The organism is Shigella sp. FJ200513, assembly GCF_040495915.1.
Lineage (GTDB): Bacteria > Pseudomonadota > Gammaproteobacteria > Enterobacterales > Enterobacteriaceae > ECMA0423.
On the sequence record NZ_JBDYCV010000005.1, the window covers coordinates 19,446 to 38,013 of the forward strand.

Genomic DNA, 18,568 nt, shown 5'->3' on the forward strand with positions numbered 1-18,568 from the left:
GGGAGGGCGCTGTTTCCTCCCGCTAGCAAGGAACGCCGGATGAAACGTTAAGTCGTCATCCGGCAGCGTATTCAACCCCCGGAAACGATAAAAATTCCCTTGAAACCGTTGTTTATTCATGCGTTGCGATTAACAATACGCTTTTCCAGAGAGCGGCTTTTAACAATGCCCTAACCTGATTTCAGGTGACGTACAATGCCAGTCTCTCAGACCTTCAGAGGGTGTTATGCTATATATCTTTCGTCTTATTATTACCGTGATTTACAGCATCTTAGTCTGTGTATTCGGCTCCATTTACTGCCTTTTCAGCCCGCGTAACCCGAAACATGTGGCCACCTTTGGGCATATGTTTGGCCGTCTTGCGCCACTGTTCGGCCTGAAAGTTGAGTGCCGCAAACCTGCAGATGCTGAAAGCTACGGCAATGCTATCTATATCGCTAACCACCAGAACAACTATGACATGGTGACAGCATCGAACATTGTGCAACCGCCGACGGTGACGGTAGGTAAAAAGAGCTTGCTGTGGATCCCCTTCTTCGGGCAGTTGTACTGGTTAACCGGCAACTTATTGATCGACAGAAACAATCGCACTAAAGCTCACGGCACCATTGCGGAAGTCGTGAATCATTTCAAAAAACGCCGTATTTCCATCTGGATGTTCCCGGAAGGAACCCGCAGCCGTGGTCGCGGCCTGCTACCGTTCAAGACTGGAGCATTTCACGCGGCAATTGCGGCGGGCGTCCCGATTATTCCCGTGTGCGTCTCTACAACTTCGAATAAGATTAATCTTAATCGACTGCACAACGGTCTGGTGATTGTCGAAATGCTGCCGCCAATTGACGTCAGTCAGTATGGCAAAGATCAGGTTCGTGAGCTGGCTGCCCATTGTCGTTCGATAATGGAACAAAAAATCGCCGAGCTCGATAAAGAAGTCGCAGAACGCGAAGCCGCCGGAAAAGTTTAAGTCGGCAATCTGTATTTTTGCGGGGAACACTTTCCTGCACGGTATTACTTTAGCCAGTTTTACATGGAGCAAATATGTCACTCAGTCGGCGTCAGTTCATTCAGGCATCGGGGATTGCACTTTGTGCAGGCGCTGTTCCCCTGAAGGCCAGCGCAGCCGGGCAACAGCAACCGCTACCCGTTCCGCCGCTACTTGAATCTCGCCGTGGGCAACCGCTGTTTATGACTGTACAACGTGCGCACTGGTCATTTACGCCAGGGACACGCGCGTCGGTCTGGGGAATCAATGGTCGTTACCTGGGGCCGACTATCCGCGTCTGGAAGGGCGACGATGTTAAGCTTATTTACAGCAACCGCCTGACAGAAAATGTCTCAATGACGGTGGCCGGGCTACAGGTACCAGGCCCGCTGATGGGCGGTCCGGCACGGATGATGTCGCCAAACGCTGACTGGGCACCCGTACTGCCTATTCGCCAGAACGCAGCTACTCTGTGGTATCACGCCAATACTCCCAACCGCACGGCTCAGCAGGTCTATAACGGCCTTGCCGGAATGTGGCTGGTGGAAGATGAAGTCAGCAAGTCGCTGCCTATCCCCAACCATTATGGTGTGGATGATTTTCCGGTCATTATCCAGGATAAACGGCTGGATAACTTTGGTACGCCAGAATACAACGAACCGGGAAGCGGCGGCTTTGTTGGTGATACGCTGCTGGTTAACGGTGTACAAAGCCCGTACGTTGAAGTCTCGCGTGGCTGGGTGCGCTTGCGACTGCTGAACGCGTCGAACTCTCGTCGCTATCAACTACAGATGAGCGATGGTCGCCCGTTACATGTGATTTCTGGCGATCAGGGATTCCTGCCTGCTCCTGTATCGGTGAAGCAACTTTCGCTGGCACCGGGCGAGCGCCGCGAGATTCTGGTGGATATGAGCAACGGCGATGAAGTGTCGATCACCTGTGGTGAAGCGGCGAGCATTGTTGATCGTATTCGCGGCTTCTTTGAGCCATCCAGTATTCTGGTTTCTACCTTGGTGCTAACGCTGCGCCCAACCGGCCTTCTGCCGCTGGTCACAGACAGTCTTCCGATGCGCTTGCTGCCAACTGAAATCATGGCTGGTTCGCCAATTCGCAGTCGCGATATCAGTCTGGGTGATGACCCGGGTATTAATGGACAGCTGTGGGACGTCAACCGTATTGATGTCACCGCGCAGCAAGGAACGTGGGAACGCTGGACGGTACGCGCGGACGAGCCGCAAGCGTTCCATATTGAAGGCGTAATGTTCCAGATCCGTAACGTGAATGGCGCGATGCCGTTCCCGGAAGACAGAGGCTGGAAAGATACCGTTTGGGTTGACGGACAAGTGGAGCTGCTTGTTTATTTCGGTCAGCCTTCCTGGGCGCACTTCCCGTTCTACTTCAACAGTCAGACGCTGGAAATGGCGGACCGTGGCTCGATTGGGCAACTGTTGGTCAATCCGGTACCGTAATCTTCATACTCGCCCGAGGAGGGCGAGTATGGAATACCTTTCGATTTCTCTTTCGTTCCGGCTTATAATCCCCGGCCTTTGATTATTTTTTTATCATTTCTGGAAGCAAAATGAGCTCTATCTCCCTGATCCAACCGGATCGCGACCTGTTCTCCTGGCCGCAGTACTGGGCCGCCTGTTTTGGACCGGCACCGTTTTTGCCGATGTCTCGTGAAGAGATGGATCAACTTGGCTGGGATAGCTGCGACATCATTTTGGTTACTGGCGACGCGTATGTCGATCACCCAAGCTTCGGGATGGCGATTTGCGGTCGTATGCTGGAAGCGCAGGGCTTTCGCGTCGGGATCATCGCCCAGCCGGACTGGAGCAGCAAAGACGACTTTATGCGTCTGGGTAAACCGAATCTGTTTTTTGGTGTTACTGCTGGCAACATGGATTCGATGATCAACCGCTATACCGCCGATCGCCGTTTACGTCATGATGATGCCTACACGCCAGATAATGTCGCGGGTAAGCGACCGGATCGCGCCACGCTGGTTTATACCCAGCGTTGTAAAGAGGCGTGGAAAGATGTGCCGGTGATCCTCGGCGGTATTGAGGCTAGCCTGCGCCGTACCGCGCATTATGATTACTGGTCCGATACCGTGCGCCGTTCCGTTCTGGTAGATTCGAAAGCCGACATGCTGATGTTTGGTAACGGTGAACGTCCGCTGGTGGAAGTAGCGCATCGTCTGGCGATGGGCGAGCCGATTAGTGAAATCCGCGATGTGCGTAATACCGCAATTATCGTAAAAGAGGCGCTGCCTGGCTGGAGCGGTGTGGATTCCACCCGTCTTGATACCCTAGGGAAAATCGACCCAATCCCGCATCCGTATGGCGAAGATTTGCCGTGTGCGGATAACAAACCTGTTGCGCCGAAAAAGCAGGAAGCGAAAGCTGTAATCGTGCAGCCACCGCGCCAGAAACCGTGGGAAAAAACCTACGTATTGCTGCCTTCTTTCGAGAAAGTGAAGGGCGATAAAGTGCTGTACGCCCATGCTTCGCGCATTCTGCACCACGAAACCAACCCAGGCTGCGCCCGCGCATTGATGCAAAAACACGGTGACCGCTATGTGTGGATCAACCCGCCTGCTATCCCGCTTTCTACCGAAGAGATGGACAGCGTTTTTGCGCTGCCGTACAAGCGCGTGCCACATCCGGCCTATGGCAATGCCCGTATTCCGGCTTACGAAATGATCCGTTTTTCGGTCAACATTATGCGCGGCTGCTTTGGCGGCTGTTCTTTCTGTTCTATTACCGAGCACGAAGGGCGCATTATTCAGAGCCGTTCGGAAGATTCGATCATTAATGAGATCGAAGCGATCCGCGACACCGTTCCAGGTTTTACGGGCGTGATTTCCGATCTCGGTGGGCCAACTGCCAACATGTATATGTTGCGCTGCAAATCGCCACGCGCTGAACAAACTTGTCGCCGTTTGTCGTGCGTTTATCCGGATATTTGTCCGCACATGGACACTAACCACGAACCGACGATCAACCTCTATCGCCGTGCGCGTGATCTGAAAGGCATTAAAAAAATCCTTATCGCCTCAGGCGTACGTTATGACATCGCCGTGGAAGATCCGCGCTATATCAAAGAGTTGGCGACCCATCACGTCGGCGGTTATCTGAAGATTGCTCCGGAACATACCGAAGAAGGGCCGTTGTCGAAGATGATGAAGCCGGGCATGGGCAGCTATGACCGCTTTAAAGAGCTGTTCGATACCTACTCGAAACAGGCAGGTAAAGAGCAGTATCTGATCCCGTATTTCATCTCTGCGCACCCCGGTACGCGTGATGAAGATATGGTGAATTTGGCGCTGTGGCTGAAAAAGCATCGTTTCCGTCTCGACCAGGTACAGAACTTCTACCCATCGCCGCTGGCGAACTCAACCACCATGTATTACACCGGGAAAAAACCGCTGGCGAAGATTGGTTATAAGAGCGAAGGCGTCTTCGTACCGAAGGGCGACAAACAGCGTCGTTTGCATAAAGCGTTGTTGCGTTACCACGATCCGGCAAACTGGCCGTTAATCCGCCAGGCGCTGGAAGCGATGGGCAAAAAGCATCTGATTGGCAGCCGTCGCGATTGCTTAGTGCCTGCGCCAACCATTGAAGAGATGCGTGAAGCTCGTCGCCAGAACCGCAATACCCGTCCGGCGTTGACTAAACATACGCCGATGGCGACTCAGCGTCAGACGCCTGCTACGGCAAAAAAAGCGTCGTCTACGCAATCTCGTCCGGTGAATGCTGGTGCGAAGAAACGCCCTAAAGCGGCGGTTGGACGTTAAAAAAAATCCCCGGCAACTGACATGCTGCCGGGGATTTTTTTATCATTCTGCGTACATACGCAAGCAGCGCAGGCAATCAAAATAGTCCTGTGCATCAAGACGCGTATTGGCTCTGTTAGCTTCGGATTTGGCAGCATAGATTTGTGGGCGTAGTGCTTTCATATCCTGCTCAAGCCGGGCGATTTTGGCATTTAATGTTTGTACATTGCTCGCCAGTTGATTGACCTTTTGCTCATTGACGCAGCCACTGAGCAAGCAGGTTGCCAGAACAACAGCTCCCACGGTGAAAATCGTTTTCATATAGTGTTCCCTTTTATTTATTGTTCCGGCTAATTGTTATTTAATTCAGCTCATTGCTTTAATCTGGCGGCGGTTTTTGCCTCAATCTGCTTAAGTAGGCTGCCGCTGTTCGGGCGGATAAAATCAGCGATTTCCCACTTACCTTCGCGCCGCTGTAAAACCAGCTCTTGCTCTTCATTGTTGCCATTGGTCAGCGTAAAACGAACATGAATGCGGGCGGAATCGGCGGTTTTCTCCAGGACTCGAATTTCATCAACGCGTGAAAATAGCGACTCTTCGCCAAAACAGATCGGATTGTCGTAAATAAATTGCCGTTCTATTTGCATATCTTCATCGGGATTATTGGCCGTCTTGAAGGTGGTTTTATAGAAGGCATTAACCGCCTGGCGGTAAGAGTCGGAAACCACCCACGTCCACGGCCAGCTATAATCAGCAATATGTTCAAAGAGTTCAGCAACAAAGGATTCTGGCTGTTCTTTCTGCAACGAAGCTAAAGCGGCCAGCGTTTTTTCATTCTCGCTATTAACTGCTTGTAAGACGCTGCCATGATTGCTGACAATATCATCAATGACCCAACGACCATTTTCCGCCACCATTTTCAGTGTCTGTGTGGTCTTTTCTTTATCATCTTTAAAGATACGAAAGCGCACAACGGCATCGGCATGATCGACGTCAGTTTGGGTTATCGCTACGCTTTCTAACACCAGATCGCCAAAATCCTGACAATCACAAACCGGATCATAATCCAGCCAGCCAATATTGCCCGGTAGTGTAAGATTGTCGTTCAGGGTAAGCGCCTGTTGAATACGCGCTGAAGTTATCGCCCGCTCTCCGGTTTCACCGAAATAAGGCGTACTGGCATCTGATTTATAGTTCTGATAAATCTGCCGGACTGTTTGTTCTACGGTCTGTGAAGGAGGCTGCGCGTGTACGGTAAAACTTGCCAGGGCTGCTAAAAACAGAAGTATTATTTTCATCTGTTTTTCACCTCTCCGTTGCGTTTATCCCGGATATAGATGAGTTGTTCTTTTAAGAGCTTCCGGCTCTGCATGATGATGTCCTTATATTTGGCATTCCTGAACAAGGAAGAGTAACAACGGGCGGGACGCGAGGGGAATAAATGATTTCTGAAAAGTCCGGTAGCGGAACATTACCGCCACCGGGAGAATTTGCACGTTAGCCGCCGAACTGGTCAGGATCGGGACCGAGACGCTTGCCCTGATCGAGTTTTGCAATTTTGCCGAGTTCGTCTTTGTCGAGACGGAAATCCCAGACATCAAAGTTTTCGGCAATACGTGAAGGTGTGACCGATTTCGGGATCACCACCAGGCCGCTATCCAGATGCCAGCGGATAACAATCTGCGCCGGGGTTTTGCCGTATTTATCTGCCAGATCGCGAATGACTTTCTGATCGAAAACGCCTTTCCCTCCTTGCGCTAATGGGCTCCAGGATTCGGTCTGGATTTTGTGTGTCGCGTTCCAAGCGTGTAGCTGGCGTTGTTGCATCAGCGGATGAAGTTCGATCTGGTTTATCACAGGCGTCACGCCAGTTTCATCAATCAGGCGTTGCAGGTGATGGATCTGGAAGTTGCACACGCCGATGCTTTTGATTAATCCCTCTTTTTGCAATTCGATCATGCCTTTCCATGCTTCGACATAATGGTCGATAGCGGGAACGGGCCAGTGCATTAAGTAGAGGTCGATATAATCAAGCTGGAGTTTTTTCAGGCTGTCGAGCAGGGCTTCGCGGGGGCGCTTGTGGTCGTCGTTCCACAGCTTAGTGGTGATGAACAGTTCTTCTCTGTTGACTGAGGCATTTTTCAGGGCTTTGCCGACACCTTCTTCGTTCTTGTAGGCCGCGGCGGTATCAATCGAGCGATAACCCACTTCTAACGCTTTTTGAATGGCGGTGATTACTTCCTCATTACTTGCTTGCCAGACGCCCAGTCCCAGCTGGGGCATGACATTGCCATCCTGTAGCTTAATAACGGTTGGATTAGCCATACGTTCCTCCTTTATATGAACTCACCGGAGCAGGCTCCGGTGAGGTGTTGTGAACTTAAGTCTGGACGAAATGCCCGAAAACGAAAGTTTGAGGCGTAAAAAGCTTAGCGGGCGGCTTCGTATATACGGCGGCTGACATCCAACGTAATGTCATGATTTTCGCCCAGTTGGGTCATGCCGTGCTCTTCCAGTTTTTTCAGCAAAGCCGGGATGGAGCTGCCGTCCAGACCGTAGTCGGAGAGGTGGGTCGGCACGCCTAATTGCTCAAAGAAATTGCGGGTTGCGGCAATCGCGGCGTCAATACGCTCATCGTCGGAACCTTCAGTGATGTTCCAGACGCGTTCAGCATATTGCAGCAGCTTAGCGCGCTTGGTCTCGCGTTTTTCATTCCACAGTGCAGGCAGGACGATAGCCAGTGTTTGCGCGTGATCCAGACCGTGCATCGCAGTCAGTTCGTGGCCCAGCATATGCGTTGCCCAGTCCTGCGGTACGCCAGTGCCAATCAAACCGTTCAGCGCCTGAGTCGCCGCCCACATGACGTTGGCGCGCACATCGTAGTTTTCTGGCTCTTTCAGGGCTTTCGGACCATCTTCGATTAGCGTCAGCAAAATGCCTTCTGCGAAACGGTCCTGAATTTTGGCATCAACCGGTTTGGTAACATACTGTTCCACGGTGTGTACAAAGGCGTCCACTACGCCGTTAGCCACCTGACGCGGCGGCAGGGTGTAGGTATAAACCGGATCGAGCACGGCAAATACCGGCTGAACATGTGCAGAATGGAACGCCTGCTTGTCGCCTGTGGTTTTACGGGAGATCACCGCGCCTGCGTTGGATTCTGAACCGGTTGCTGGCAGCGTCAGCACACAGCCCATCGGGATGGCGCTTTTAATCTCTTTACCGCCCGTTTGCAGAATGTGCCACGGATCGATATTTTCCGGATAGTTAGCCGCTGCGGCGATAAATTTGGTGCCGTCCAGTACAGAACCGCCGCCAACCGCCAGCAGGAAAGTCACTTTCTGTTCGCGAACCAGTTTCACGGCGTTCATCAGCGTTTCATAAGCCGGGTTTGGCTCAATACCGCCAAATTCCAGCACGTCCATGCCTTTCAGGGCATCCAGAACTTGATCGAGAACGCCGGTTTTTTTCACGCTGCCGCCACCGTAGGTAATCAATACGCGAGCATCGTGAGGAATTTGTTCGCGTAAACTAGCGATTGCGCCTTTACCAAACAGAATGCGGGTTGGGGTGTGCAGATTAAAGTTGTTCATTACTTGCTCCCTTTGCTGGGCCAATATGAGGGCAGAGAACGATCTGCCTGATGTTTTTCATTGTGATCGCCAGCGCCCTGGCTCTCAATGCTCATTTCTGCCAATGTCTTGCCTATTTCTCCAGAGTGCTGGAGAAATGCTACAAAATTGCGCACAATCAAATTGCCGCATTATTCCTAAGAAATTACGCGATATGAAACGTGAAGAGATTTGTCGCTTGCTGGCGGATAAAGTTAATAAACTGAAAAATAAAGAAAATAGTTTGTCAGAACTGTTGCCCGATGTGCGTTTGTTGTATGGCGAGACGCCTTTCGCACGTACACCGGTGATGTACGAGCCTGGCATCATAATTCTCTTTTCCGGGCATAAAATCGGTTATATCAATGAACGCGTGTTTCGTTATGATGCCAATGAATACCTGCTGCTGACGGTGCCGTTGCCGTTTGAGTGCGAAACCTATGCCACGTCAGAGGTGCCGCTGGCAGGGTTGCGTCTCAATGTCGATATTTTGCAGTTACAGGAACTGTTGATGGACATTGGCGAAGATGAGCATTTCCAGCCGTCGATGGCAGCCAGCGGGATTAACTCCGCCACGTTATCAGAAGAGATTTTATGCGCGGCGGAGCGGTTACTCGACGTGATGGAGCGACCACTGGATGCGCGTATTCTCGGCAAACAGATCATCCGCGAAATTCTGTACTACGTGCTGACCGGACCTTGCGGCGGCGCGTTACTGGCGCTGGTCAGTCGCCAGACTCACTTCAGTCTGATTAGCCGCGTGCTGAAACGAATTGAGAATAAATACACCGAAAACCTGAGCGTCGAGCAACTGGCGGCAGAAGCCAACATGAGCGTATCGGCGTTCCACCATAATTTTAAGTCTGTCACCAGCACCTCGCCGTTGCAGTATTTGAAGAATTACCGTCTGCATAAGGCGCGGATGATGATCATCCATGACGGCATGAAGGCCAGCGCAGCAGCGATGCGCGTCGGCTATGAAAGCGCATCGCAATTTAGCCGTGAGTTTAAACGTTACTTCGGTGTGACGCCGGGGGAAGATGCGGCAAGAATGCGGGCGATGCAGGGGAATTAAATACGTTCCCGGTACAGCAGCCGGGAACGGGGAAAATCGTCAGGCGTTACAGTATTTTTTTTTAATCACCACAAACAGCGTGCCTAACAAGCCAGCGGTTAACAAGGCAATTGGCAGGATCATCAGGAACGTCATTACCTGATCTTCATGGCGTTTAACGAACGGAATCATACTTAAGGCATAGCCAAAACTGGTTACCACGCTGACCCACAGCAATCCACTTAACCAGTTGAAAAACTGGAAGCGGCGGTTTGGCAGACCGGAAATTCCCGCCATGGTTGGCAGCAGCGTACGGACAAATGCAAGAAAACGTCCAGCCAGCAGCGCCAGCAGACCGTGGCGGTCAAACATGCAGGTGGCGCGCTGGTGATATTTAGCAGGAAGCTGTGCCAGCCAGCCTTTCACCGTTTTGGTATTCCCTAACCAGCTCCCCTGAATATAACTTAGCCAGCAGCCCAGACTTGCTGCGGCGGTCAGAATCGCAATCGTAGGCAGAAAATCCATAACCCCTTGGGCAATCAATGCGCCTGCCAGTATCAACAAGCTGTCGCCTGGCAAAAATGAGGCGGGCAGCAGGCCGTTTTCTAAAAACAGCGTGGCAAACATGACAAAGTAAACAACGCTAACAATATGAGGATCCGCCAGCGCGGCAAAGTCGTGTTGCCAGAGCGCAGCGATGATATCTTGAATAACAGCCATGGACTTTCCTGTGGAACAGCGTTTAAGCCTTTATCTGCCTATTGTACTCCTGAATCGTCCGGGACGCCTTGATCCCGGACGCAACAATTTAAGACTTTTCACAATAAAATGTCTGCAAAATTGTCCAAAAGTGGCAATGTTATACAATCCGTGCAAAACCGGCGTCCAGATCGGCAATCAGATCGTCGACATCTTCCAGACCAATATGCAGGCGAATCAAGGTCCCGCTAAAATCGATCTCGCCTTGTGGGCGAATGGCGGCGATATGTTCTGGTTGATTTGCCAGGATCAACGATTCATACCCGCCCCACGAGTAGGCCATGCTGAATAAACTGAAGTTATCCAGATAGTTCGCCAGCTCTTCATCATTGAGTTTTTTCTTAAGCACAAAGGAAAATAGCCCGCTGCTGCCTGTAAAGTCTCGTTTCCAGAATTCGTGTCCTTTACTGCCAGGCAGGGCAGGGTGGTTAACTCGCGCAACTTGCGGATGTTCTGCCAGCCATTCGGCCACTTTCAGACTGCTTTCATGATGTTGACGCAAACGCACACCTAATGTGCGCAGGCCACGGCTGGTTATATAGGCGGTATCGGCATCGACCATCTGGCCCATCAGATAGGCATTTTCCCGTAGCTGCTCCCAGCAACGGGCATTGCACACGGCAGTGCCAATCATCGCATCTGAATGCCCAACCAGATATTTGGTGGCGGCCTGAATAGAAACATCGATGCCAAAATCCAGCGCCTTAAACAGCACACCGGCTGCCCAGGTGTTGTCGATCATAATGATGGCATCCGGCACCACACTGCGCACGGCGGCAACAATCGCCGGAACGTCGTGGACTTCCATAGTGATGGAACCCGGCGATTCCAGAAACACGATTTTAGTGTTTGGCTGCAGATGCTTAACGATATCGGCACCAATCAGCGGATCAAACCACGATGTCGTTACGCCCAGTTTGCTGAGGATTTTGCTACAGAAATCCTGACTCGGTTCATAGGCGGTGTTGGTCATCAACACATGATCGCCCTGTTCGACAAAAGCAAGAATCGAATTAGCAACCGCTGCCGTCCCGCAGGGAAATAGCGCGCAGCCTGCGCCACCTTCCAGTTCACACATCGCTTGTTGTAAGGAAAAATGGGTTAACGTTCCGCGCCGTCCATAGAACAACTCGCCATTGGCGCGATTGCGCGTCGCGTGCTTTTTGGCTTCCATACTCTCAAATACCAGCGAAGAAGCGCGCTGAATCACGCTATTTACCGCGCCAAGAGTGTATTTTTTGCTGCGTCCTGCATTCACCAGTTGAGTATCAAGCTTTTTGTCCGCCATGTCGGGATTCCTGTTTTTATACGTCTGGATGTCTAAACTAGCATGAATATTCGCGGGCGCATCCTGAAGAATTGGCATAAAGCAGAAAATTTTCGCAAATGGCGTGCTGGTGACTTTTTTACTGCGTAAACGCAAGGAAAAGAAAGCAAAGGTACGGCAGTATGCAAATAGTAATGAGAACGACTATCAATTCGACGTCGTTTTGATATTATTATGCGCAGATTTTGTGACTTGCGTCCTGGAGATACACAGTGGGTAATAATTTAATGCAGACGGACCTTTCCGTCTGGGGTATGTATCAGTACGCCGATATTGTCGTTAAGTGCGTGATGATTGGGCTTATTTTGGCCTCTGTAGTCACCTGGGCAATCTTCTTCAGTAAGAGCGTAGAGTTCTTCAATCAGAAGCGTCGCCTTAAGCGCGAGCAGCAACTGCTGGCTGAAGCACGTTCCTTAAACCAGGCCAACGATATCGCCGCTGATTTTGGTAGCAAAAGCTTAAGCCTGCATTTGCTCAATGAAGCGCAGAATGAGCTGGAACTGTCAGAAGGCAGCGACGATAACGAAGGTATTAAAGAACGTACCAGCTTCCGTCTGGAGCGTCGGGTCGCCGCAGTGGGTCGTCAAATGGGCCGCGGTAACGGCTATCTGGCAACCATCGGCGCGATTTCTCCGTTCGTTGGTCTGTTTGGTACGGTCTGGGGCATCATGAACAGCTTTATTGGTATCGCGCAAACGCAGACCACTAACCTGGCAGTCGTTGCGCCGGGTATCGCAGAAGCTCTGTTAGCAACGGCAATCGGCCTCGTGGCAGCGATTCCTGCGGTCGTTATCTATAACGTATTTGCACGCCAGATTGGCGGCTTTAAAGCGATGCTGGGTGATGTTGCAGCGCAGGTATTGTTGCTGCAAAGCCGTGACCTAGATCTGGAAGCCAGCGCCGCTGCGCATCCGGTTCGTGTCGCACAAAAATTACGCGCAGGATAATGTCCGATGGCAATGCATCTTAACGAAAACCTCGACGATAACGGCGAAATGCATGATATCAACGTGACGCCGTTTATCGACGTGATGTTGGTTCTGCTGATTATCTTTATGGTGGCGGCACCGTTAGCGACGGTAGATGTGAAGGTGAACTTGCCTGCTTCTACCAGCACGCCGCAGCCGCGCCCGGAAAAACCGGTTTATCTGTCGGTGAAGGCAGACAACTCGATGTTTATCGGTAACGATCCGGTCACCGATGAAACAATGATTACGGCGTTGAATGCGTTAACCGAAGGCAAGAAAGACACCACCATCTTCTTCCGAGCGGACAAAACCGTCGATTACGAGACGTTGATGAAGGTAATGGATACGCTGCATCAGGCGGGTTACCTGAAGATAGGTCTGGTCGGCGAAGAAACCGCCAAAGCGAAGTAAAGTAGAATTGCCTGATGCGCTACGCTCATCAGGCCTACAAAATCTATTGCAACATGTTGAATCTTCGTGCGTTTGTAGGCCGGATAAGGCGTTCACGACGCATCCGGCATTAGGTGCTCAATGCCTGATGCGCTACGCTTATCAGGCCTACAAAATCTATTGCAACATGTTGAATCTTCATGCGTTTGTAGGCGGATAAGGCGTTTTCGCCACATCAGGTAAGAGTGAATTCACAATGATGCCCGGTTGCTTTTCACAACCGGGCATTTTTTTAACCTAAATGCTCGCCGCCGCACACGCCGTGCACTTCTGCGGTGACGTAGCTCGACTCCTGACTTGCCAGATAAACATATACAGGGGCCAGTTCCGCCGGTTGCCCCGCACGCTTCATCGGCGTTTTCTGACCAAACTGCGGGATCTTATCCTGCGTTTGTCCGCCGGAAATTTGCAGTGCCGTCCAGATAGGGCCTGGCGCGACAATATTCACCCGAATACCTTTCTCCGCGACCTGTTTTGCCAGGCCACGGCTGTAGTTCAGAATCGCCGCCTTCGTAGCCGCATAGTCCAGTAAATGCGGACTTGGCTGGTATGCCTGGATTGACGAAGTGGTGATGACACTTGCACCTTTCGGTAGCAGGGGGATCGCTTCCTGGGTTAGCCAGAACAGCGCGAAAACGTTAATGGCAAAGGTCTTTTGAAACTGTTCGCTGGTGAGGTCTGCAATATCCGGAATGGCAACCTGTTTCCCGGCGACCAGCGCCATAATATCCAGCCCGCCTAACGCCTTGTGCGCTTCGTGAACCAGCGAACGGGCGAATTTCTCATCGCTTAAATCGCCTGGCAGCAGAACGGCTTTGCGTCCGCATTCTTCAATGATCTTTTTCACATCCTGAGCGTCTTCTTCTTCCACGGGAAGATAACTGATCGCCACGTCAGCCCCTTCACGCGCGTAAGCGATGGCGGCAGCGCGACCTATTCCGGAATCGCCCCCTGTCACCAGTGCTTTACGATCTTTCAGGCGACCGCTACCAACATAGGTTTTCTCGCCGCAATCCGGTATCGGTGTCATCTTCGCCTGGATGCCTGGCGTCGGTTGTTTCTGTTTGGGATATTCACCAGTGTAATACTGCGTGGTCGGGTCTTTTAAATGAGACATCGTTTTTCTCCCTTCAGGTTCAACGTCCTTTAAGGGTAGACGCTCTCGATGCGTTGATAAGGGAACCAGGAAGATCCCTAAACCTCAGAATTATGCGACAAAGGTTTAACGTATATGTTGATTTGCTGTTGCGTGCTGTTTACTCAATTGCGATATACTGTTGCCCGTTTTAACTACACGACAGGAATGTATGGAACGTTTTCTTGAAAATGCAATGTATGCTTCTCGCTGGCTGCTTGCCCCCGTGTACTTTGGCCTTTCGCTGGCGTTAGTTGCCCTGGCGCTGAAGTTCTTCCAGGAGATTATTCACGTACTGCCGAATATCTTCTCGATGGCGGAATCAGATTTGATCCTCGTGTTGCTGTCGCTGGTGGATATGACGCTGGTTGGCGGTTTGCTGGTGATGGTGATGTTTTCCGGTTATGAGAATTTCGTCTCACAGCTGGATATCTCCGAGAACAAAGAGAAGCTGAAGTGGCTGGGGAAAATGGACGCAACGTCGCTGAAAAACAAAGTAGCAGCGTCGATTGTGGCAATTTCTTCCATTCACTTACTGCGCGTCTTTATGGATGCGAAAAATGTCCCGGATAACAAACTGATGTGGTACGTCATTATCCATCTGACGTTTGTGCTTTCTGCATTTGTGATGGGCTATCTTGACCGACTGACTCGTCATAATCACTGATCTGATTCGGGCGCGGTTCGCGCGCCCGTTATTAACAGGTCATTTATCGGACGACGCCTGCCACAGATTCAGCTCGCCATCGGCGATATGCTGATCAATCTGCGCCAGCTCCTCGGTGCTAAATGTCAGATTATTCAGCGCCTGCACGTTCTCCTCTAGTTGCTCCGCGCGGCTGGCACCAATCAATACCGACGTCACGCGATCATCTTTCAGCAACCAGCTTAACGCCATTTGCGCCATTGATTGTCCACGCTGCTGTGCCATTTCATTCAATAAGCGCAGGCTGTTGAGGTTGGCTTCGGTAAGCATTTTCGGCGTCAGACCACGAACTTTATTCCCTTCACGATGCATCCGTGAATCTTGCGGAATGCCGTTGAGATATTTTCCGGTCAGCAATCCCTGAGCCAGAGGAGTAAAGGCAATACAGCCCACGCCGTTATTTTGCAGGGTATCCAGCAGGCCGCTTTTATCCACCCAGCGGTTCAGTAAATTGTACGAAGGTTGATGAATTAAAAGCGGAATTTTCCACTCGTGCAGCAACTCGACCATTTTTTGCGTCCGCTCTGGCGAGTAAGAGGAGATCCCGACATACAGCGCCTTACCGCTTTGTACCGCATGAGCCAGCGCAGAGGCGGTTTCTTCCATCGGCGTATTTTCATCGACGCGATGAGAGTAAAAGATATCGACATACTCAAGCCCCATACGCTTCAGGCTTTGGTCGAGGCTGGCGAGCAGGTATTTACGTGAACCGCCAGAGCCGTACGGGCCGGGCCACATATCGTAGCCAGCCTTGGTAGAGATAATCAGTTCATCGCGATAAGCAGCAAAATCCTCGCGCAGCAGGCGACCAAAGTTCTCTTCTGCGCTTCCTGGAGGCGGCCCGTAATTGTTGGCTAAATCAAAGTGCGTAATGCCTAAATCAAACGCTTTACGCAGGATTGCACGCTGTGATTCCAGCGCGTTAACGTGACCGAAATTGTGCCATAAACCGAGCGATAATGCGGGCAGGCGTAAACCACTTTTTCCGCAATAGCGGTACTGCATCTGCCCGTAACGTTCGGGATTCGCTAACCAGACCATGACCTCTCCTTTCCACCGTTCAATTTCGAAACAATGTTTCTAGTTTAGCGATTCGCCAGCGCGTATCCCGTAGTCTGGCTCACAGAGTGACGAAAAACTGGGCAAAAACACGCGCTTATGCTTTGCTTAAAAAAACACCAGTTGAGGAATGCAACGATGCCGCGTTTAACCGCCAAAGATTTCCCACAAGAGTTGTTGGATTACTACGACTATTACGTTCACGGGAAAATTTCGAAACGTGAGTTCCTCAACCTTGCGGCGAAGTATGCGGTGGGCGGGATGACGGCATTAGCGTTGTTTGATTTGCTCAAGCCAAATTATGCGCTGGCGACTCAGGTAGAGTTTACCGACCCGGAGATTGTTGCTGAGTACATCACGTATCCTTCGCCAAATGGTCACGGCGAGGTACGGGGTTATCTGGTGAAACCCGCAAAAATGAGCGGCAAAACGCCAGCCGTGGGGGTGGTGCATGAGAATCGTGGACTGAATCCGTATATCGAAGATGTGGCACGGCGAGTGGCGAAGGCGGGGTATATCGCCCTGGCACCTGACGGATTAAGTTCCGTTGGAGGTTATCCGGGAAATGATGATAAAGGTCGTGAGCTGCAACAGCAGGTTGATCCAACCAAACTGATGAATGATTTCTTTGCCGCAATTGAGTTTATGCAACGCTATCCGCAAGCGACAGGTAAAGTGGGTATTACCGGATTTTGCTATGGCGGTGGCGTATCGAACGCGGCGGCTGTCGCGTATCCGGAACTGGCCTGCGCGGTGCCGTTTTATGGTCGTCAGGCACCCACTGCCGATGTGGCGAAGATTGAAGCGCCTTTACTACTCCACTTCGCGGAACTGGACACCCGAATCAACGAGGGCTGGCCTCCTTACGAGGCGGCGTTGAAAGACAATAATAAGGTTTATGAGGCTTATATCTATCCGGGGGTTAATCACGGATTCCATAATGATTCCACGCCCCGTTATGACAAATCTGCCGCCGATCTTGCCTGGCAAAGGACACTGAAATGGTTCGATAAATATCTCTCCTGATAGGTTTATCTCTTACGGGATTACGTCTTAAACAAGTATGAAAAAATAGCGTGCGCAAAAGTCGTTCTTTGCCTAAAATATCGTTATATATGGCGATATATAATGAATGAGGTGAACGATGAATAACCATTTTGGTAAAGGCTTAATGGCGGGATTAAAAGCAACGCATGCCGACAGTGCGGTTAATGTGACAAAATTCTGTGCCGATTATAAACGCGGTTTTGTATTAGGCTACTCACACAGGATGTACGAAAAGACCGGAGATCGCCAGCTTAGCGCCTGGGAAGCGGGTATTCTGACGCGCCGCTATGGACTGGATAAAGAGATGGTAATGGATTTCTTTCGTGAGAATAATTCCTGTTCTACGTTGCGCTTTTTTATGGCCGGTTATCGCCTCGAAAATTGATCAAACATACGTATTATCTTGCTTTAATTAATTACACTAATGCTTCTTCCCTTCGTTTTAGCGCCCCGCCGCAGTATCATGATATCGATAACCATAATAAATGTGTGGTAAATGGCGCATCGATCGCATTATTGATTTTGCGATTGAGGCAAAATATATGCCAGGTTCTCGCAACGGAATAACTATAAATGACTGGAGATAACACCCTCATCCATTCTCACGGCATTAACCGTCGTGATTTCATGAAGCTTTGTGCAGCATTAGCCGCCACCATGGGGTTAAGTAGCAAAGCCGCTGCAGAGATGGCCGAATCGGTTACTAACCCGCAGCGTCCGCCAGTTATCTGGATTGGCGCGCAGGAGTGCACCGGTTGTACGGAATCTCTGCTTCGTGCAACGCATCCAACGGTAGAAAACCTCGTGCTGGAGACTATCTCTCTGGAATATCACGAAGTGCTTTCCGCCGCCTTCGGTCATCAGGTCGAAGAGAACAAACATAACGCTCTCGAGAAGTACAAAGGGCAGTATGTGTTAGTGGTGGATGGTTCCATCCCATTAAAAGATAACGGTATTTATTGCATGGTTGCCGGTGAGCCGATTGTGGATCACATCCGCAAAGCGGCGGAAGGCTCAGCAGCCATTATCGCTATTGGTTCCTGCTCCGCGTGGGGCGGTGTTGCCGCAGCTGGAGTTAACCCAACTGGCGCAGTCAGCTTGCAAGAAGTTCTGCCAGGCAAAACCGTTATCAATATTCCGGGCTGCCCGCCGAACCCGCACAACTTCCTCGCGACCGTTGCGCACATCATCACTTACGGCAAACCGCCGAAACTGGATGACAAAAACCGTCCGACCTTCGCCTATGGCCGTCTGATTCACGAACACTGCGAACGTCGCCCGCACTTCGATGCTGGTCGTTTTGCCAAAGAGTTCGGTGATGAAGGCCACCGCGAAGGCTGGTGCTTGTACCACCTCGGCTGTAAAGGGCCAGAAACTTACGGCAACTGCTCAACGCTGCAATTCTGCGATGTTGGCGGTGTGTGGCCGGTGGCGATTGGTCACCCGTGCTATGGCTGTAACGAAAAAGGTATCGGCTTCCATAAAGGCATCCATCAGCTTGCCAACGTCGAAAATCAGACTCCGCGTTCACAGAAACCGGATGTTAACGCTAAAGAGGGCGGCAACGTCTCTGCAGGCGCTATTGGTTTGCTCGGCGGTGTGGTTGGGCTGGTTGCCGGTGTCAGCGTGATGGCGGTGCGTGAACTGGGTCGTCAGCAAAAGAAAGATAACGCTGACTCACGGGGAGAATAA

The 18,568-nt window shown here is 51.2% G+C and carries 18 protein-coding genes; 10 read left to right on the top strand and 8 right to left on the bottom strand.

What is annotated here, in order from left to right:
* The first annotated feature begins 226 nt into the window (after positions 1-226).
* From plsC to ABZJ92_RS02215, 3 genes are all read left to right on the top strand, one after another.
* Positions 227-964, top strand: coding sequence for a 1-acylglycerol-3-phosphate O-acyltransferase (gene plsC / locus ABZJ92_RS02205; RefSeq protein ID WP_000965712.1), 738 nt, complete (start codon positions 227-229; stop codon positions 962-964).
* A 74-nt stretch (positions 965-1,038) separates the two neighbouring features.
* Positions 1,039-2,451 carry a cell division protein FtsP gene (gene ftsP / locus ABZJ92_RS02210; RefSeq protein ID WP_000059395.1) on the top strand — a complete coding sequence of 471 codons (1,413 nt, stop codon included), beginning with the start codon at positions 1,039-1,041 and terminating at the stop codon, positions 2,449-2,451.
* A 110-nt stretch (positions 2,452-2,561) separates the two neighbouring features.
* Positions 2,562-4,781: a YgiQ family radical SAM protein gene (locus tag ABZJ92_RS02215; protein ID WP_000095159.1), complete on the top strand. Its 2,220-nt coding sequence runs from the start codon at positions 2,562-2,564 to the stop codon at positions 4,779-4,781.
* 42 nt (positions 4,782-4,823) lie between these two features.
* Here ABZJ92_RS02215 and yqhH read toward each other — a convergent pair whose 3' ends face one another.
* From yqhH to yqhD, 4 genes are all read right to left on the bottom strand, one after another.
* The gene (gene yqhH / locus ABZJ92_RS02220) at positions 4,824-5,081 is read right to left on the bottom strand and encodes a lipoprotein YqhH (protein WP_000848528.1); all 258 of its coding nucleotides are present in this window, start codon (positions 5,079-5,081) and stop codon (positions 4,824-4,826) included.
* A 50-nt stretch (positions 5,082-5,131) separates the two neighbouring features.
* The gene (locus ABZJ92_RS02225) at positions 5,132-6,058 is read right to left on the bottom strand and encodes a YqhG/Tai3 family protein (RefSeq protein ID WP_000691640.1); all 927 of its coding nucleotides are present in this window, start codon (positions 6,056-6,058) and stop codon (positions 5,132-5,134) included.
* A 199-nt stretch (positions 6,059-6,257) separates the two neighbouring features.
* On the bottom strand, positions 6,258-7,085 hold the full coding sequence (dkgA, locus tag ABZJ92_RS02230) for a 2,5-didehydrogluconate reductase DkgA (protein ID WP_000013151.1): 828 nt from the start codon (positions 7,083-7,085) through the stop codon (positions 6,258-6,260).
* 104 nt (positions 7,086-7,189) lie between these two features.
* Entirely contained in the window at positions 7,190-8,353 is a 1,164-nt protein-coding gene (gene yqhD / locus ABZJ92_RS02235; protein ID WP_353765423.1) for an alcohol dehydrogenase, read from the bottom strand.
* A 193-nt stretch (positions 8,354-8,546) separates the two neighbouring features.
* On the opposite strand from yqhD, the gene yqhC reads away from it, so the two are divergent.
* Entirely contained in the window at positions 8,547-9,446 is a 900-nt protein-coding gene (yqhC, locus tag ABZJ92_RS02240) for a DNA-binding transcriptional regulator YqhC (protein ID WP_001298382.1), read from the top strand.
* Positions 9,447-9,485: 39 nt separating this feature from the next.
* Here yqhC and yghB read toward each other — a convergent pair whose 3' ends face one another.
* Positions 9,486-10,145, bottom strand: a complete 660-nt coding sequence (yghB, locus tag ABZJ92_RS02245) for a DedA family general envelope maintenance protein YghB (RefSeq protein WP_000268429.1) — start codon at positions 10,143-10,145, stop codon at positions 9,486-9,488.
* A gap of 139 nt (positions 10,146-10,284) precedes the next feature.
* Complete coding sequence (gene metC, locus ABZJ92_RS02250) at positions 10,285-11,472, bottom strand: cystathionine beta-lyase (protein ID WP_353765424.1); 1,188 nt, start codon at positions 11,470-11,472, stop codon at positions 10,285-10,287.
* A 251-nt stretch (positions 11,473-11,723) separates the two neighbouring features.
* On the opposite strand from metC, the gene exbB reads away from it, so the two are divergent.
* Together exbB and exbD are read left to right on the top strand one after the other, a co-directional pair.
* On the top strand, positions 11,724-12,458 hold the full coding sequence (exbB, locus tag ABZJ92_RS02255; RefSeq protein ID WP_000527866.1) for a tol-pal system-associated acyl-CoA thioesterase: 735 nt from the start codon (positions 11,724-11,726) through the stop codon (positions 12,456-12,458).
* A 6-nt stretch (positions 12,459-12,464) separates the two neighbouring features.
* Positions 12,465-12,890, top strand: a complete 426-nt coding sequence (gene exbD, locus ABZJ92_RS02260; RefSeq protein WP_001240712.1) for a TonB system transport protein ExbD — start codon at positions 12,465-12,467, stop codon at positions 12,888-12,890.
* 271 nt (positions 12,891-13,161) lie between these two features.
* Here the strand turns inward: exbD and yghA are convergent, their stop codons facing one another.
* Positions 13,162-14,046, bottom strand: a complete 885-nt coding sequence (yghA, locus tag ABZJ92_RS02265; protein ID WP_000018747.1) for an NADP(+)-dependent aldehyde reductase — start codon at positions 14,044-14,046, stop codon at positions 13,162-13,164.
* A 190-nt stretch (positions 14,047-14,236) separates the two neighbouring features.
* On the opposite strand from yghA, the gene ABZJ92_RS02270 reads away from it, so the two are divergent.
* Positions 14,237-14,731, top strand: coding sequence for a TIGR00645 family protein (locus tag ABZJ92_RS02270; protein ID WP_005051898.1), 495 nt, complete (start codon positions 14,237-14,239; stop codon positions 14,729-14,731).
* Between the two features lie 39 nt (positions 14,732-14,770).
* Here ABZJ92_RS02270 and gpr read toward each other — a convergent pair whose 3' ends face one another.
* Positions 14,771-15,811, bottom strand: coding sequence for an L-glyceraldehyde 3-phosphate reductase (gpr, locus tag ABZJ92_RS02275; protein WP_000262150.1), 1,041 nt, complete (start codon positions 15,809-15,811; stop codon positions 14,771-14,773).
* A 156-nt stretch (positions 15,812-15,967) separates the two neighbouring features.
* On the opposite strand from gpr, the gene yghX reads away from it, so the two are divergent.
* The 3 genes from yghX (at position 15,968) to hybO (ending at position 18,568) form a co-directional block, all read left to right on the top strand.
* Positions 15,968-16,855 carry a YghX family hydrolase gene (gene yghX, locus ABZJ92_RS02280; protein WP_005051897.1) on the top strand — a complete coding sequence of 296 codons (888 nt, stop codon included), beginning with the start codon at positions 15,968-15,970 and terminating at the stop codon, positions 16,853-16,855.
* 118 nt (positions 16,856-16,973) lie between these two features.
* Complete coding sequence (gene yghW / locus ABZJ92_RS02285) at positions 16,974-17,261, top strand: DUF2623 family protein YghW (RefSeq protein ID WP_001059136.1); 288 nt, start codon at positions 16,974-16,976, stop codon at positions 17,259-17,261.
* A gap of 188 nt (positions 17,262-17,449) precedes the next feature.
* Positions 17,450-18,568: a hydrogenase 2 small subunit gene (gene hybO / locus ABZJ92_RS02290; RefSeq protein WP_000145421.1), complete on the top strand. Its 1,119-nt coding sequence runs from the start codon at positions 17,450-17,452 to the stop codon at positions 18,566-18,568.